The sequence below is a fragment of the uncultured Dysosmobacter sp. genome (assembly GCF_947631635.1).
Taxonomy (GTDB): domain Bacteria; phylum Bacillota; class Clostridia; order Oscillospirales; family Oscillospiraceae; genus Oscillibacter.
This window is the reverse complement of sequence record NZ_CANRMB010000022.1, coordinates 41,808-55,227: the sequence shown is the minus strand read 5'-3', so window position 1 is coordinate 55,227 and position 13,420 is coordinate 41,808. Positions and strand designations below refer to the sequence as shown.

Below are 13,420 nucleotides of genomic sequence, written 5' to 3'. Positions count from 1 at the left end.
ATCGCTCCAAACATCCAGGGATTGCTGTGCCATTTTCTCTCTTTGACTTCCTTTAACTGCGTGTTTGGACACTCCCGGAAAGGGGCAAATACTTGAACCAGTGGAAAAATCGTGATACAATGCTACATATTGATTTTCATGCCGGAATTCGCAAAAAGCCTGAAAAGCTTTCTGTGGCGCTGACTGCGCGCTGAATTCTTATGAAATATCTTCTGCGCGGGAGCGCGCAAAATCGGATCAGGCGCTTTCTGCCTGTTTGGAGGATCTATGGCGACGAAAAAGCAAGATTACGGCAACGAGAGCATCTCGTCTCTGAAAGGCGCGGACCGGGTCCGAAAACGGCCCGGCGTCATTTTTGGCTCCGACGGCCTGGACGGCTGCGAGCATGCGGTATTCGAGATTCTCTCCAACTCCATCGACGAGGCCCGGGAGGGCCACGGCAGGACCATCACCGTCACCCGGTACGCGGACCGCTCCATTGAGGTGGAAGACGCGGGCCGGGGCTGCCCCGTGGACTGGAATGAAAAGGAACAGCGGTACAACTGGGAGCTGGTGTACTGCGAGCTGTACGCCGGCGGCAAGTATGACAACGTGTCCGGCGACAACTACGAGTACTCCCTGGGCCTCAACGGCCTGGGCGCCTGCGCCACCCAGTACGCCTCCCGCTACATGGATGTCACCGTCTGGCGGGACGGCTTTGAGTACACGCTGCACTTTGAGCGGGGGGAGATCGTGGGCGGCCTGAATAAGACGCCCCTGTCCAAAAATCAGAGCAGAAAGACCGGCACCCGCACCCGCTGGCTGCCGGACCTGGATGTGTTCACGGATATCGCCATCTCCGCCGGGTACTTCACCGATGTGATGAAGCGCCAGGCGGTGGTGAACGCGGGCATTACCTTCCGGTTCCGCAATGAGACGGAGGGCGGAAAATTTGAGACCACGGAATTCCTGTATGAAAACGGCATCGTGGATTACGTAGCGGAGCTGGCCGGAGAGGACAGCCTGACTGCTCCCGTGTTCTGGCAGGCGGAGAAGCGGGGCCGGGACCGGGCGGACAAGCCGGAGTATAAGGTCAAGCTCTCCTGCGCCTGCTGTTTTTCCAACAAGGTCAACATCATTGAGCACTACCACAACTCCTCCTGGCTGGAGCACGGCGGAAGCCCGGAGAAGGCCGCCAAGTCCGCCTTTGTCTCCGCCCTGGACAAATACCTCCGGGAGCAGAACAAGTACCAGAAAAACGAGAGCAAGATCACCTGGAACGACATCGAGGACTGCATCGTCCTGGTCTCCAACAACTTCTCCACCCAGACCAGCTACGAGAACCAGACGAAAAAGGCCATCACCAACAAGTTCGTCCAGGAGGCCATGACCGAATTTCTGCGGACGAACCTGGAGATCTACTTCATTGAAAACCACTTCGACGCGGAGAAGATCGCGGAGCAGGTGCTCATCAACAAGCGCTCCCGGGAGAGCGCGGAAAAGGCCCGCCTGAACATCAAAAAGAAGCTCTCCGGCAATATCGACATCGCCAACCGGGTCCAGAAATTCGTGGACTGCCGGACGAAGGACGTTTCCAAGCGGGAGATCTACATCGTGGAGGGCGACTCCGCCCTGGGCAGCGTCAAGCTGGCCCGGGACTCCGAGTACCAGGGCATCATGCCCGTCCGGGGCAAGATCCTGAACTGCCTGAAGGCGGACTACGCCCGCATCTTCAAAAGTGAGATCATCACGGACCTCATCAAGGTCCTGGGCTGCGGCGTGGAGGTGCAGAACAAGCATGTCAAGGACATGGCCTCCTTTGATCTGAACAATCTCCGGTGGAACAAGGTGGTCATCTGCACCGATGGCGACGTGGACGGCTTCCAGATCCGCACCCTGATCCTGACCATGCTGTACCGCCTGACGCCCACGCTGATCAAAGAGGGCTATGTCTACATCGCGGAGACCCCCCTGTTTGAGATCAACTGCGGGGACAAGACCTGGTTCGCCTACTCCGACAAGGAGAAAAACGACATCGTCCGCGGCCTGGAGGGGAAGAAATACAAGATTGACCGCTCCAAGGGCCTGGGCGAGAACGACCCGGACATGATGTGGCTGACCACCATGAACCCGGAGACCCGGCGGCTCATCCGGGTGATGCCCGAGGACGTGGAGCGCACGGCGGCGATCTTCGACCTGCTGCTGGGCGACAATCTGCAGGGGCGGAAGGACCATATTGCCGAGAACGGGTATAAGTATTTGGAGATGGCGGATATTTCGTAAAAATATGATGGACGAAAGAGAATATCCAAAACGAAAACAGATGCGTTTACCAGCATACGATTATGCGGAAAACGGCCTGTATTTCATCACTGTCTGTACACGGATACGCGGACAGGAGGTCCTGTGTTCCGTAGGGGACGGCCTCTGTGCCGTCCCGCCGGGATCGGTATGTCTGACAGAACTCGGTCAGATCGTGGACCAGGCCATTCAAAATATCCCATCCCTCTACGAAGGGGTGTCAGTGGACACCTATTGTATCATGCCGGATCATATCCATCTTCTGGCGGCCCTGGAGGCGGGACGGGACAGAGCCCGTCCCCTACCGGATATCATTGGTCGGATGAAATCCTATACGGACTGGCAATACCGGCTGTTGGGCGCACCTTTCGGTCCCAAACTCTGGCAGCGGGGCTATTACGACCATGTGATCCGCAACCAATGCGACCTCCGGAACACCCGGCAATACATCCTCAATAACCCACAAAAGTGGATACAAGATAAGGAACCATAAGCTATGGCTAAGAAAAAACAGCCGGAGGAATCCCGGCCGAAAGTCAATAATCCCAATGTCCTGGGCCTCCACGCGGCGGTGGTGGAGCAGCCCATCACCGACACCCTGGAGACCAACTACATGCCCTACGCCATGAGTGTCATCGTCTCCCGGGCCATCCCGGAGATCGACGGCTTCAAGCCCTCCCACCGCAAGCTCCTGTACACCATGTACAAGATGGGCCTGATGACCGGCGCCCGGACAAAATCCGCCAATATCGTGGGCCAGACCATGCGCCTGAACCCCCACGGCGACGCCGCCATCTACGACACCATGGTCCGCCTCTCCCGGGGCTACGGCGCACTGCTGACCCCCTTTGTGGACTCCAAGGGCAACTTCGGCAAGACCTATTCCCGGGACATGTCCTGGGCCGCCCCCCGGTACACGGAGGCCAAGCTCACCCCCATCTGCGCCGAGCTGTTCCGGGACATCGACAGCGACACCGTGGACTTTGTGGACAACTACGACAACACCATGAAGGAGCCGGCCCTGCTGCCCACCACCTTCCCCAACATCCTGGTGTCCGCCAACAGCGGCATCGCCGTGGGCATGGCCTCCCAGTTCTGCGGATTCAACCTGAAAGAGGTCTGCGACACCACCATCGCCTACCTGAAAAACCCGAACTGCGACCTGACGGAGACCCTGCTGGCCCCGGACTTCCCCACCGGCGGCGAGCTGATCTGCGACCCCGCCGCCATCCGGGAGATCTACGAGACCGGCCGGGGCAGCGTCAAAGTCCGGGCCAAGTACCGCTACGTCAAAGCGGAAAACCTGATTGAGATCTACGAGATCCCCTACTCCACCACCGTGGAGGCAATCTTGGACAAGGTGGCCGAGCTGATCAAGGCGGGCAAGGCCAAGGAGATCGCCGACATGCGGGACGAGACGGACCTCTCCGGCTTGAAGCTGGCCATTGACCTGAAACGGGGCGTGGACCCGGACAAGCTGATGGCCAAACTCTATAAGCAGACGCCTCTGGAGGACTCCTTCTCCTGCAACTTCAACGTGCTGATCGCGGGGATGCCCCGGGTGCTGGGCGTCCGGCAGCTTCTGGAGGAGTGGGCCGCCTGGCGCACCGAGTCCGTCCGGCGGCGGGTGTACTTTGTTCTGAAAAAGAAGAAGGACAAGCTGCACCTGCTGAAGGGCCTGAAGCGCATCCTGCTGGACATCGACAAGGCCATCAAGATCATCCGGGAGACCGAGGAGGAGTCCGAGGTCATTCCCAACCTGATGATCGGCTTCGGCATCGACCAGATCCAGGCGGAGTACGTGGCGGAGATCAAGCTGCGGAACATCAACAAGGAGTACATCCTCAAGCGCACGCAGGAGACCGACGCCCTGCGGGACGAGATCGACGACCTGGAGGATGTGCTGAACAGCCCCAAACGGCTGAAAAAGATCATTGTGGACGAGCTGAACGAGGCGGCGAGAAAGTACGGCGAGCCCCGCCGGACCTCCATCGTCTACGGCCATGAGATCGAGCCCTATGTGGAGGAGGAGACGGCGGAGGAATATCCCGTCCACATCTTCCTCTCCCGGGAGGGCTACTTCAAGAAGATCACCCCCCTCAGCCTGCGCATGAGCAGCGAACAAAAATTCAAGGAGGGCGACGGCCTGCGCCAGAGCTTTGACACCACCAGCGCCGCCGAGATCATGTTCTTCACCGACCGGTGCCAGGTCTACAAGACGCGGCTCACGGAATTCGACGACACCAAGGCCAGCGTCCTGGGCGACTACCTGCCCGCCAAGCTGGGCATGGACGCCGGGGAGAATGTGGTCTACGCCGTGCTGCCGGGGGCGTACACCGGCGCGCTGCTGTTCTTCTTTGAAAACGGCAAGGCGGCCCGGGTGGACCTCTCCGCCTACAAGACCACCTCCAACCGCCGGAAGCTCACAGGCGCTTACTCCGATAAATCGCCCTTGCGCTGCATCCGCCGCATCGACGGGGACCAGGAGCTGGCGGTGTACTCCACGGAACCCCGCTGCCTGATTTTCCACACCGCCCTGCTGGCGCCCAAGACCACCCGCACCACCCAGGGCGTGGCGGTGATGAACATGAAGCCCAAGTACCATCTGGATACCGTGAAGCCTCTGGAGGAGACCGCCATCACCAACCAGAGCCGCTACCGGGTCCGGGCTGTTCCCGCCGCCGGCGCTCTGCTGCGGGAGGCGGATTCTGAGGAACAGCAGATGAAGCTGTTGGATTAAACGATGAAAAAAGTATTGAAAAGCTATGCCGTGATCGCCGTTGGCTCCATCATATACGCGCTGGCCTTTGACTGGCTGTTCGCGCCGAATCAGGTCGCCGTGGGGGGCATCACGGGTCTGGCGCAGGTGATCAATGCCCTGGTCCCGGCCCTCTCAGTGGGCGGGTTGACCATTTTGATGAATATCCCGCTGTTTTTGCTGGGGTGGCGGCTGATCGGCTTCCACCTGCTGGCGACATCCCTGTTTTCCATGGCGCTCAGTTCCGTGGCCATCGACGCCATCGCCGCGGCCCACGCCTTTGCGCCTGTGGACCCCATGCTGGCGGCCCTCTGCGGCGGCGCGCTGATGGGGCTGGGTCTGGGTCTTGTGTTTTCCCAGGGCGCCACCACCGGCGGCACCGACATCGTGGCCCGGCTGCTGAAGCTGAAATTTCCCTGGCTGCCCATGGGCAAGCTGATGCTGATCCCGGACTTTGTGGTGCTGGTGCTGGCGGCGCTGGCCTTTGGCCGCGTGGAATCCGCGCTGTATGGCGTGGTGGCGCTGTTCCTGTCCACCCGGGTGATGGACACCGTCCTGTACGGCCTGAATACCGCTAAGGTGGCCTATATCATCTCGGATAACTGGCGGCAGATCGCCGCCGCGCTGATGGAGGAGCAGGGACGCGGGGTGACGATCCTGCGGGGACAGGGCGCCTATACCGGCGCGGAGAAGCAGGTGCTGATGATCGCCTTCCGCCAAAAGGAGATCGTACAGATCAAGCGTATCGTGCATGAGTTGGATGCCAGGGCCTTTTTTATCGCCTGCGATGCCCATGAGGTGTTGGGAGAGGGCTTTGGAGAATATCAAAAGGAGGAGATTTGATATGGCGGATTTTACAGCAGTGGAAAAGAATCTGGGGGCTCGCGGCTTTACCGTGAGCACGTTTGCCACGGGAGCGGAGGCCGCCGACTATCTGGACAGCGTGATCGACGGGAGGTCCGTCGGCTTCGGCGGCTCCGTCACGCTGCAGGAGTTGGGCCTTTATGACAGGCTGGCGTCCCACAATGAGGTCCATTGGCACTGGGCCAACGGACCGGCGGAGCGGGACGCGGCCATGGGGGCCCAGGTGTACATCTCCTCCGCCAACGGCTTGGCGGAGACCGGCGAGATCATCAACATCGACGGAGCGGGCAACCGGGTGGCCGCCACCCTGTACGGCCACCAGAAGGTCTACTTCGTCATCGGCCGCAACAAGCTGGCCCCCACCTATGACGAGGCCCTTTGGCGGGCCCGGAACATCGCCGCGCCGAAGAACGCCCAGCGGCTGGGCCGCAAAACGCCCTGCGCGGTCAAGGGCGACCGGTGCTATGACTGCAAGAGCCCGGACCGCATCTGCCGGGGGCTGGCGGTGCTGTGGGAGCCCATGATGGGCATGGAGATGGAAGTCATCCTGGTGGATGAGGACCTGGGATTCTGATACAGGAGAGGAGGCGCGTCTGATGGGCAGAGGCAGGATGGTGTGCGGGATATCGCTGGCGCTGGCCCTGTGTCTGCTGTCAGGCTGCGCCTCCCTGCTGGAACGGTCCTATACCACAGTGGAACCCCACAGCAGTAAATTCTGGGAGAGCGAGGCCGCCGACACCCTGCGGGCGGAGAACTACCAGGATATCGTCAATGACCTTCTGCTCCTCATCGGCCAGCACACGGAGGCCGCCACCCTGCGGCTCTATGACTTCACGGACGACCTGACGGTGTCGGAGACCCTGGAACGGGCCACCACCGAGATCCAGCAGGAGACGCCCATGGGGGCCTATGCCGTGGAGTACATCACCTCCGCCAGCCAGTCCCAGCGGGGCTATTACGAGGTGTCCATTCAGATCAGCTACCGCCGGACAGTGGAGCAGATCCAGAGCGTGGTGAACGCCACCAGCCCCGAGGCGCTGTACAGCCTGCTGGAATCCGCGCTGGATGCCGGAAAGACGGAGCTGGCGGTGCGCATCGGCTACTGGGGCCAGGACGGACGGGACAAGGTGGAGGCCGCCATGGCGCAGCTCCGGGAGGACCGGGCGCTGGCGGAGACGCCGGCCTGGGGGGTGTATTACTATCCCGCCAATGGGCAGGTGGGCCTCATCGAATTCCTGCTGGACGGGTCCGGAGCGCCGGAGGAGGCGGAGGCGGCGCCCCAGGAGAACGCGGAAGAAGCGGCTGAAAAAGAAATTGAAAAAATTGGCGAGTAAGGCTTGACAAGGAGAAAAACCTTTGCTAAAATACTCCTTGTTCTCGCGGGCATAGCTCATCTGGTAGAGCGCCACCTTGCCAAGGTGGAGGTAGCGAGTTCGAGCCTCGTTGCCCGCTCCAAAAAGAAAAGACACACCGAAAGGTGTGTCTTTTCTTTTTGGAGCTTTCCCCTTTTTGCCTTTGGCAAAAAGGGGCCGCTGCGGCGGGCTGATTGAAATCGTGCAGGAAAACCCTGACGGTTTTCCCGCACACACCCTTTCCCTCCGAGATTTGATACTCAAAAAAGGTTTCCCCGCACCCTTTTCCTTGCGTCCTCAGGGAGCTTGGGCGGCGGAGGGGTCGGAGGGAGGGGCCAAGAGTGCGGCGGCCCGCTGTTCCAGCTTTGTCATGCGGCGGTAGCCCAGGAACTCCCGGAGAAAACGGTCGTTTTCGTAGCTTTCCCGCAGAAGAGAGAGCCGAAATGTATATATGGACTCATCTGCGTACTCCCGCGCTAATATCACGTCGTTTATCCGCATCTTCAAATGCCAATGCGATAGATTTAAAATATTCTTCCAGCGGTCAGTAGTTGTATGATGATATGTTCGCATTTCATCGCCTCCTCACTGCTATTTTACTATCGTTTGATAGTAAAATCAATACTATCATTTGATAGTGAGTATAATTTTCCTGAGGTGAGATGCATGTATTACAAAAGATTGCGGGAACTGAGGGAAGATAAAGACCTCTCACAGAAAGAAGTGGCTGGTTTGCTGGGGATTGACCAGCGTGTATACAGTAACTATGAAACAGGAAAACGGGAAATCCCCAGCAGATATTTATCTGTGCTGGCGGATTATTATAATGTGAGTGTGGATTACATCATAGGACGGGTAGACTGAATCTGTACAAAGCTATTTTGAATTGCTATAATAAATCATATTTCGACAGCGAGGGGGCTTCCTATGAAAAAGAGATCAATACCGGAGCAGGCGGCGCCGGTCCGCAGGGAGATGCCCCGCTGCAGCCCCGCGCCTGACAAGGGCCTGACCTCCGCCCAGGCTAAGGCCCTAGCGGAAGGCGGCTGGGACAACCGGCCGGTGGAATCCCCCACCAAATCCGACAGGCAGATCGTGCGGGAAAACCTGCTGACCTATTTCAACCTGATCTTCGTGGTGCTGGCGGGGTGTCTGCTGGTGGTGGGGGACTGGAAGGACATGACCTTCCTCTTCATCGTGGCCGCCAACGCGGGCATCGGCATCGTCCAGCAGATCCGCTCCAAGCGGACCATTGAAAAGCTGTCCCTCCTGTCGGCCTCCAAGGTCCGGACGGTCCGGGACGGCGCCGTGCGGGACCTGCCGGTGGACCAGCTGGTGCGGGAGGACATCGTGGAGCTCACCGCCGGGTGTCAGATCCCGGCGGACGGTCCGGTGATGTCCGGGCAGGTCCAGGTCAATGAGGCCCTCATCACCGGCGAGGCCGACGCCATCTCCAAAGGACCCGGCGATATGCTCCGCTCCGGCAGCTTTGTGATCTCCGGCAAGTGCCGGGCGCGGATGGACCAGGTGGGCGCGGACTCCTACGCCGCCAGGCTGACACTGGCGGCCAAAAAGGACGCCGGTCCCGGCAAGAGCGAGATGATGCGGTCCCTGGATATCCTGATCCGGTTCATCGGCGTGGCGCTGATCCCCATCGGTACGGCGCTGTTTTACACCCAGTATTTCACCCAGGACCTGGGACTGCGGCAGGCCGTGGTGTCCACGGTGGCGGCGCTGATCGGCATGATCCCCGAGGGGCTGTTCCTGCTGACCTCCGTGGCCCTGGCGGTCAGCGTGGTGCGGCTGGCCCAGAACCGCACGCTGATCCATGAGATGAACGCCATTGAGACCTTGGCCCGGGTGGATGTCCTCTGTGTGGATAAGACCGGCACCGTCACCAGTCCCCAGATGCAGGTCCGGGAGGTGGTGGCGCTGGAGCCGGAGTCCTGGTCCGACGCGGATATCGCCGACACCCTGGGGGCCTTCTACCGGGTGCTGGAGCCGGACAACGACACTGCCAGGGCCATTGCGGAGAAGTTCTCCTACGGTCCCGGCTGGCCCAGCCGGGGAGCGGTCCCCTTCACCTCCGCCACCAAGTGGAGCGCCGTCAATTTTCTGGACCGGGGGGCCTACGTCATCGGCGCGCCGGAATATGTGCTGGGCAGCGACCTGGCTCCCCTTCAGAGCCGCATCCGCTACTACACGGAAAAGGGCTGCCGGGTGCTGCTGCTGGCCCAGTGTGACGGCGCGGAGGAGGGGCGGCTCCGGGGCGTGGTGATGCCCATGGCCCTGCTGGTGCTGGAAAACCCCATCCGTCCGGCGGCGCCCAAGACCTTTGCCTATTTCCACGACCAGGGGGTGGCCGTCAAGGTCATCTCCGGAGACGATCCCGTCACAGTCTCCGCCGTGGCGGCCCAGGCGGGCATCGACGGCTCCGGGGACTGGGTGGACGCCCGGGAGTTAAAGACCGACCAGGACATCGCCAGGGCCATCCGGCAGTACACCGTGTTCGGCCGGGTGGTGCCCAACCAGAAGCGCAAGATCGTCCGGGCTTTGCAGGCGGCGGGCCACACCGTCGCCATGACCGGCGACGGCGTGAACGACGTGCTGGCGCTGAAGGACGCGGACTGCGGCGTGGCCATGGCCTCCGGCGCGGACGCCGCCTGCCAGGTGGCCCAGCTGGTCCTGCTGGACAGCGACTTTGCCGCCATGCCCAAGGTGGTGGCGGAGGGGCGCCGGGTCATCAACAACATCCAGCGGGCCTCGGCGCTGTACCTGGTGAAAAATATCCTGTCCTTTTTCCTGGCCATCATCACCCTCTTCGCGGACTTCCCCTATCCCTTCGTGCCCATCCAGCTGACACTGATCTCCTCCCTGACCATCGGGATCCCCTCTTTCTTCCTGGCGCTGGAACCGAACCACGACCTGGTACGGGGGAGGTTCTTGAACAACGTCCTCCGGCGGGCCCTGCCCGGCGGCCTGACGGCCATCTTCGTCATCCTGTTCGCGGAGCTGTTCGTCTACACCCTGGACCTGACCCTGGGAGAGCTGTCCACCATCTGCGTCATCCTCATGGCCGTCAACGGCCTGATGGTCATCTATTACGCCGCCCGCCCCCTGGACGGCAAGCGCATCGTTCTGCTGGCCGCCATGAGCATTGCCATGCTGGCGGCGGTGCTGTTCTACGGGAGCGTGTTTTCCCTCACCGGACTTTCCTTCGCGGGCTGGCTGGTGCTGGTGGTCCTGGTGCTGCTGGTGGTGCCCACCCAGATGGGCCTGGAGCGGCTGTTTGACAAATGCAGCGCCCTGCTGGAACAGCGCAGGGCAAAAAAAGAGCGCCGCCGCGCTGCCCGGAAGGCCTTCCGGGGCCGGCGGGAGCGGTGAGCCGCCATATAAGAGAGCACGTCCTGGGACCTCAGGCCCCAGGACGTGCTTTTTGATCATTCCAGCTTCCGGCGGAAGTTGCCGTAGATCCGAACGCCCTCCTGCACCGTCAGAAACGCGTGGGGATCGATATGGTGCACGGCGTGGATCAATTCTTCGATCTCAAACTTGGACAGGCACACGCACAGCACATGGACGCCCTCGCCGGTATAGGCGCCGGTGCCCTTCCAGTAGGTGACGCCGCGGCCCAGCTTCTCCATGATAAAGCGGCCCAGGGCGCTCTCGTCCTCCCGGGTGAAGATCAGAGCCTGAACATTGACGTTCTGCTGGTGCACCCGGTCCAGCACCATAGAGGTGAAGAAGTTATAGATGACGGAGTAGATGGCCACCTCCGGGCTGAACAGGATCAGGCAGGCGGTGTACAAAAAGGCATTGAAGGTCAAAGAAAATTTACCCACGGTAAAGGCGCTGCCCCGCTTGCTCAAGCACAGGCCCACGATATCCAGTCCGCCGCCGCTGCCGCCGCAGGTCAGCACGATGCCGCTGCCCACACCGGCCAGGATGCCGCCCAGCAGGCAGGCGGTGAGATAATCGTCGATGATCGGGGCGCTGGGGATGGGGATGACGCTGTAAAAGAACGAGTAGGACACGGTGCAGATCAGCGTCTTGATGACCAGGCTGCGGCCCAGTGTCCGGTAGGCCAGCAGCAGAATGGGGATATTCAGCAGGAAATACAGGATGCCGGCGATGTCGTAAGTGCCGAAGCTGACGCCGAGATAGGTGCTCAGCAGCGTGCGGATCAGCTGGCAAACACCCATGAGACCGCCGGTGTACAGGCTCAGGGGCACGATGAACAGGTTCAGCGCTGCCGCGGCGATCAGCTCGCCCGCCACGGCGGCCACCAGCCGCAGCCAGCGGTTGTGCAGAGTGTTATACAGCATGATAGCTCCTCCAAAAGTCCTCAAGATCACAGGATGTCCTGCTACGGTCGATTATATGGGTTCCCGCTGAAAACTACAAGAGGGAAAATCAGATATTTACAAGGTGTACTGCAAACAGTGGTACAGGCGCTCTTTGGCCCGCCGGATGGTCCGGGAGACCGTAGAGCGGTTCAGGCCCAGCTTCAGCGCGATCTGCGGAATGCTCATCCCATGGTCATAGTACAGGGTGAGCATCTGCCGCTGCCGGGCGGTCAGCTCCCGCTCCCGGGCGAGGCGGAGGTTCCGCCGCAGCCGGTCCAGCTGTTCCGAGTTGTCCGCGGCGTTTTCCCGCAGCCAGACTGTCATATCGCCCAGCCACTCGCTGCTGCGGCTGTCAAATCGTGTATCTCTCATGCTTGTGATAACTCCTGTCGTAATACCTGGCGGTCAGTGTGGACAGATCCCGCATCTCCCGCCAGAGGGGCGCCAGCTCCTCGATGCGCCGCCGCAGCTGGCGGACGGCCTCCGCGTCGGTCTGCGCCTTTTCCTCCGCCCGCAGCTCTGTGATGCGGGTGCGGATGGCGGCGGCGCTGTCCGCGTATGTAATAGACATCTCCAAAAGGGTCATCGTATCTCCCTTCCCCGGGTCTCATGGCAGGGCGCCAGCTCCTGGCGGGCAAAATCCGGCAGGCAGGCCGCGCAGACGCAGCTGCCGTTGCAGGCCCAGTATTCCTCTCCAATCGTGATCTCCTGTCCGCAAAGCGTGCAGAGCAGGGCTTGCCGCATCCGGCGGCGGTGAAACTGCTGCAAAAAAGTCCCTCCTTAAAAAATAGAAAAACCTGAAAAAATCTGTTGACAAATGAAAGGCTGTCTGCTAGAATAAATCCTGCTGTTGGAACTGCTGGTGTAGCTCAGCTGGTAGAGCAGCTGATTTGTAATCAGCAGGTCGGGGGTTCGAATCCGTCCACCAGCTCCAAATTTATATGGGGGAATTCCAGAGCGGTCAAATGGGGCAGACTGTAAATCTGTTGCCTTCGGCTTCGGTGGTTCGAATCCACCTTCCCCCACCATGTAGGTGTAACACTTTGGATATCAAGGCCGCAAGCTCAGTGATATCAAGGGGTTGCACCTTTTTTTTGTTTGTTTTTTTCAAAGTGTTTTTAAAGATCTCCGAGCGGGTTTTTCCCAGAAAGGGTGGATTCGAACCGCTTAGAGAGACGCAAGCAGAATACACATCAATAGAGGAATACATTGATTTGATAAATTGAAGTAAAACGGGTACTCCGAAGGACAAATCCACAACAAGCGGCTGTTTCCAAAAGGAAGCAGCCGCTTTTTTGTTTTCACATTCAAAAAGAAAGAAGGAGGAGGAGATTTCAATGAAACAAAAGGAGATCCAGGCCATGATGGAAAGGGCTCCGCAAATCGAAGCGAACAGCCTGAGCGGGGACTACCGCGCCTTGGCTGAATACAACAATGTGATCCTTGCCGGACACGAAACCAGCTTCGGTATGGAATTCATCACCTGGGAATGGGTTCAGGATCACACCAGCCTCTGGCAAGGCCATTACTTTGGGGACAATCTCGAGAAAGCCCAGAAAGACTTTACATCCAGAAGTGGCCTGCTTCCTCCAGAGCGGATGTTCAGTGATGAGCAGCTTGCCGTGATCTACGATGCGGCTCAGAATATGACCACGCTGTATCTTGTCAGCAATCCAAAACAAGAGAAGCTGTTGAACGAGATCATGTCACAAATTGAGGAGGCAATCCCCCATGTAATCGACCTTGCCAATGTGCTGACCCAAAGTCCTACGACCGACTGGCGTGAGATGGGAGGAATGACCCTTGGATAAAACTATCTT

The 13,420-nt window shown here is 59.8% G+C and carries 14 protein-coding genes and 3 tRNA genes; 12 read left to right on the top strand and 5 right to left on the bottom strand.

The window, feature by feature from the left end; all coding sequences use genetic code 11:
- The first annotated feature begins 267 nt into the window (after positions 1 to 267).
- From Q0Z71_RS11605 to Q0Z71_RS11575, 7 genes are all read left to right on the top strand, one after another.
- A complete protein-coding gene (locus tag Q0Z71_RS11605) occupies positions 268 to 2,262 on the top strand; it encodes a type IIA DNA topoisomerase subunit B (protein WP_298022670.1) in 1,995 nt (664 codons plus the stop codon).
- Between the two features lie 40 nt (positions 2,263 to 2,302).
- On the top strand, positions 2,303 to 2,773 hold the full coding sequence (locus tag Q0Z71_RS11600; protein ID WP_298022666.1) for a transposase: 471 nt from the start codon (positions 2,303 to 2,305) through the stop codon (positions 2,771 to 2,773).
- A 3-nt stretch (positions 2,774 to 2,776) separates the two neighbouring features.
- The gene (locus Q0Z71_RS11595) at positions 2,777 to 5,020 is read left to right on the top strand and encodes a DNA topoisomerase (ATP-hydrolyzing) subunit A (protein WP_298022663.1); all 2,244 of its coding nucleotides are present in this window, start codon (positions 2,777 to 2,779) and stop codon (positions 5,018 to 5,020) included.
- A gap of 3 nt (positions 5,021 to 5,023) precedes the next feature.
- Positions 5,024 to 5,881 carry a YitT family protein gene (locus Q0Z71_RS11590; protein WP_298022660.1) on the top strand — a complete coding sequence of 286 codons (858 nt, stop codon included), beginning with the start codon at positions 5,024 to 5,026 and terminating at the stop codon, positions 5,879 to 5,881.
- Between the two features lies 1 nt (position 5,882).
- Entirely contained in the window at positions 5,883 to 6,476 is a 594-nt protein-coding gene (locus Q0Z71_RS11585; protein ID WP_298022657.1) for a lactate utilization protein, read from the top strand.
- Between the two features lie 22 nt (positions 6,477 to 6,498).
- On the top strand, positions 6,499 to 7,236 hold the full coding sequence (locus Q0Z71_RS11580) for a hypothetical protein (RefSeq protein WP_298022654.1): 738 nt from the start codon (positions 6,499 to 6,501) through the stop codon (positions 7,234 to 7,236).
- Positions 7,237 to 7,281: 45 nt separating this feature from the next.
- Positions 7,282 to 7,357 (top strand) — tRNA-Gly (locus Q0Z71_RS11575).
- 194 nt (positions 7,358 to 7,551) lie between these two features.
- On the opposite strand, the gene Q0Z71_RS11570 is transcribed toward Q0Z71_RS11575, so the two are convergent.
- Positions 7,552 to 7,827 carry a hypothetical protein gene (locus Q0Z71_RS11570; RefSeq protein ID WP_298022651.1) on the bottom strand — a complete coding sequence of 92 codons (276 nt, stop codon included), beginning with the start codon at positions 7,825 to 7,827 and terminating at the stop codon, positions 7,552 to 7,554.
- A 93-nt stretch (positions 7,828 to 7,920) separates the two neighbouring features.
- Between Q0Z71_RS11570 and Q0Z71_RS11565 the strand changes: the two genes are divergently transcribed.
- Together Q0Z71_RS11565 and Q0Z71_RS11560 are read left to right on the top strand one after the other, a co-directional pair.
- Complete coding sequence (locus tag Q0Z71_RS11565) at positions 7,921 to 8,118, top strand: helix-turn-helix domain-containing protein (protein ID WP_298022648.1); 198 nt, start codon at positions 7,921 to 7,923, stop codon at positions 8,116 to 8,118.
- 63 nt (positions 8,119 to 8,181) lie between these two features.
- Positions 8,182 to 10,638, top strand: a complete 2,457-nt coding sequence (locus tag Q0Z71_RS11560) for a cation-translocating P-type ATPase (protein WP_298022645.1) — start codon at positions 8,182 to 8,184, stop codon at positions 10,636 to 10,638.
- 56 nt (positions 10,639 to 10,694) lie between these two features.
- On the opposite strand, the gene Q0Z71_RS11555 is transcribed toward Q0Z71_RS11560, so the two are convergent.
- The 4 genes from Q0Z71_RS11555 to Q0Z71_RS11540 all read right to left on the bottom strand — a co-directional run bounded on the left by Q0Z71_RS11555 (position 10,695) and on the right by Q0Z71_RS11540 (position 12,368).
- A complete protein-coding gene (locus tag Q0Z71_RS11555; RefSeq protein ID WP_298022641.1) occupies positions 10,695 to 11,579 on the bottom strand; it encodes a YitT family protein in 885 nt (294 codons plus the stop codon).
- A 96-nt stretch (positions 11,580 to 11,675) separates the two neighbouring features.
- Positions 11,676 to 11,972, bottom strand: a complete 297-nt coding sequence (locus Q0Z71_RS11550) for a sigma-70 family RNA polymerase sigma factor (protein WP_298022638.1) — start codon at positions 11,970 to 11,972, stop codon at positions 11,676 to 11,678.
- The gene (locus Q0Z71_RS11545; RefSeq protein WP_298022634.1) at positions 11,953 to 12,186 is read right to left on the bottom strand and encodes a hypothetical protein; all 234 of its coding nucleotides are present in this window, start codon (positions 12,184 to 12,186) and stop codon (positions 11,953 to 11,955) included. The genes Q0Z71_RS11550 and Q0Z71_RS11545 overlap by 20 nt, the downstream gene beginning before the upstream one ends.
- On the bottom strand, positions 12,183 to 12,368 hold the full coding sequence (locus Q0Z71_RS11540; protein WP_298022631.1) for a hypothetical protein: 186 nt from the start codon (positions 12,366 to 12,368) through the stop codon (positions 12,183 to 12,185). The genes Q0Z71_RS11545 and Q0Z71_RS11540 overlap by 4 nt, the downstream gene beginning before the upstream one ends.
- Before the next feature lie 90 nt (positions 12,369 to 12,458).
- Here Q0Z71_RS11540 and Q0Z71_RS11535 point away from each other — a divergent pair.
- The 3 genes from Q0Z71_RS11535 to Q0Z71_RS11525 all read left to right on the top strand — a co-directional run bounded on the left by Q0Z71_RS11535 (position 12,459) and on the right by Q0Z71_RS11525 (position 13,411).
- Positions 12,459 to 12,534, top strand: a tRNA-Thr gene (locus Q0Z71_RS11535).
- A 9-nt stretch (positions 12,535 to 12,543) separates the two neighbouring features.
- Positions 12,544 to 12,628: transfer RNA gene (locus Q0Z71_RS11530), tRNA-Tyr, on the top strand.
- Positions 12,629 to 12,937: 309 nt separating this feature from the next.
- The gene (locus tag Q0Z71_RS11525) at positions 12,938 to 13,411 is read left to right on the top strand and encodes a hypothetical protein (protein ID WP_298022628.1); all 474 of its coding nucleotides are present in this window, start codon (positions 12,938 to 12,940) and stop codon (positions 13,409 to 13,411) included.
- Positions 13,412 to 13,420: the final 9 nt, after the last annotated feature.

Coding starts and splice junctions, on each gene's coding strand:
- Q0Z71_RS11605 (WP_298022670.1), top strand. CDS start 268: ATGGCGACGAAAAAGCAAGATTACGGCAACGAGAGCATCTCGTCTCTG.
- Q0Z71_RS11600 (WP_298022666.1), top strand. CDS start 2,303: ATGCGTTTACCAGCATACGATTATGCGGAAAACGGCCTGTATTTCATC.
- Q0Z71_RS11595 (WP_298022663.1), top strand. CDS start 2,777: ATGGCTAAGAAAAAACAGCCGGAGGAATCCCGGCCGAAAGTCAATAAT.
- Q0Z71_RS11590 (WP_298022660.1), top strand. CDS start 5,024: ATGAAAAAAGTATTGAAAAGCTATGCCGTGATCGCCGTTGGCTCCATC.
- Q0Z71_RS11585 (WP_298022657.1), top strand. CDS start 5,883: ATGGCGGATTTTACAGCAGTGGAAAAGAATCTGGGGGCTCGCGGCTTT.
- Q0Z71_RS11580 (WP_298022654.1), top strand. CDS start 6,499: ATGGGCAGAGGCAGGATGGTGTGCGGGATATCGCTGGCGCTGGCCCTG.
- Q0Z71_RS11570 (WP_298022651.1), bottom strand. CDS start 7,827: ATGCGAACATATCATCATACAACTACTGACCGCTGGAAGAATATTTTA.
- Q0Z71_RS11565 (WP_298022648.1), top strand. CDS start 7,921: ATGTATTACAAAAGATTGCGGGAACTGAGGGAAGATAAAGACCTCTCA.
- Q0Z71_RS11560 (WP_298022645.1), top strand. CDS start 8,182: ATGAAAAAGAGATCAATACCGGAGCAGGCGGCGCCGGTCCGCAGGGAG.
- Q0Z71_RS11555 (WP_298022641.1), bottom strand. CDS start 11,579: ATGCTGTATAACACTCTGCACAACCGCTGGCTGCGGCTGGTGGCCGCC.
- Q0Z71_RS11550 (WP_298022638.1), bottom strand. CDS start 11,972: ATGAGAGATACACGATTTGACAGCCGCAGCAGCGAGTGGCTGGGCGAT.
- Q0Z71_RS11545 (WP_298022634.1), bottom strand. CDS start 12,186: ATGACCCTTTTGGAGATGTCTATTACATACGCGGACAGCGCCGCCGCC.
- Q0Z71_RS11525 (WP_298022628.1), top strand. CDS start 12,938: ATGAAACAAAAGGAGATCCAGGCCATGATGGAAAGGGCTCCGCAAATC.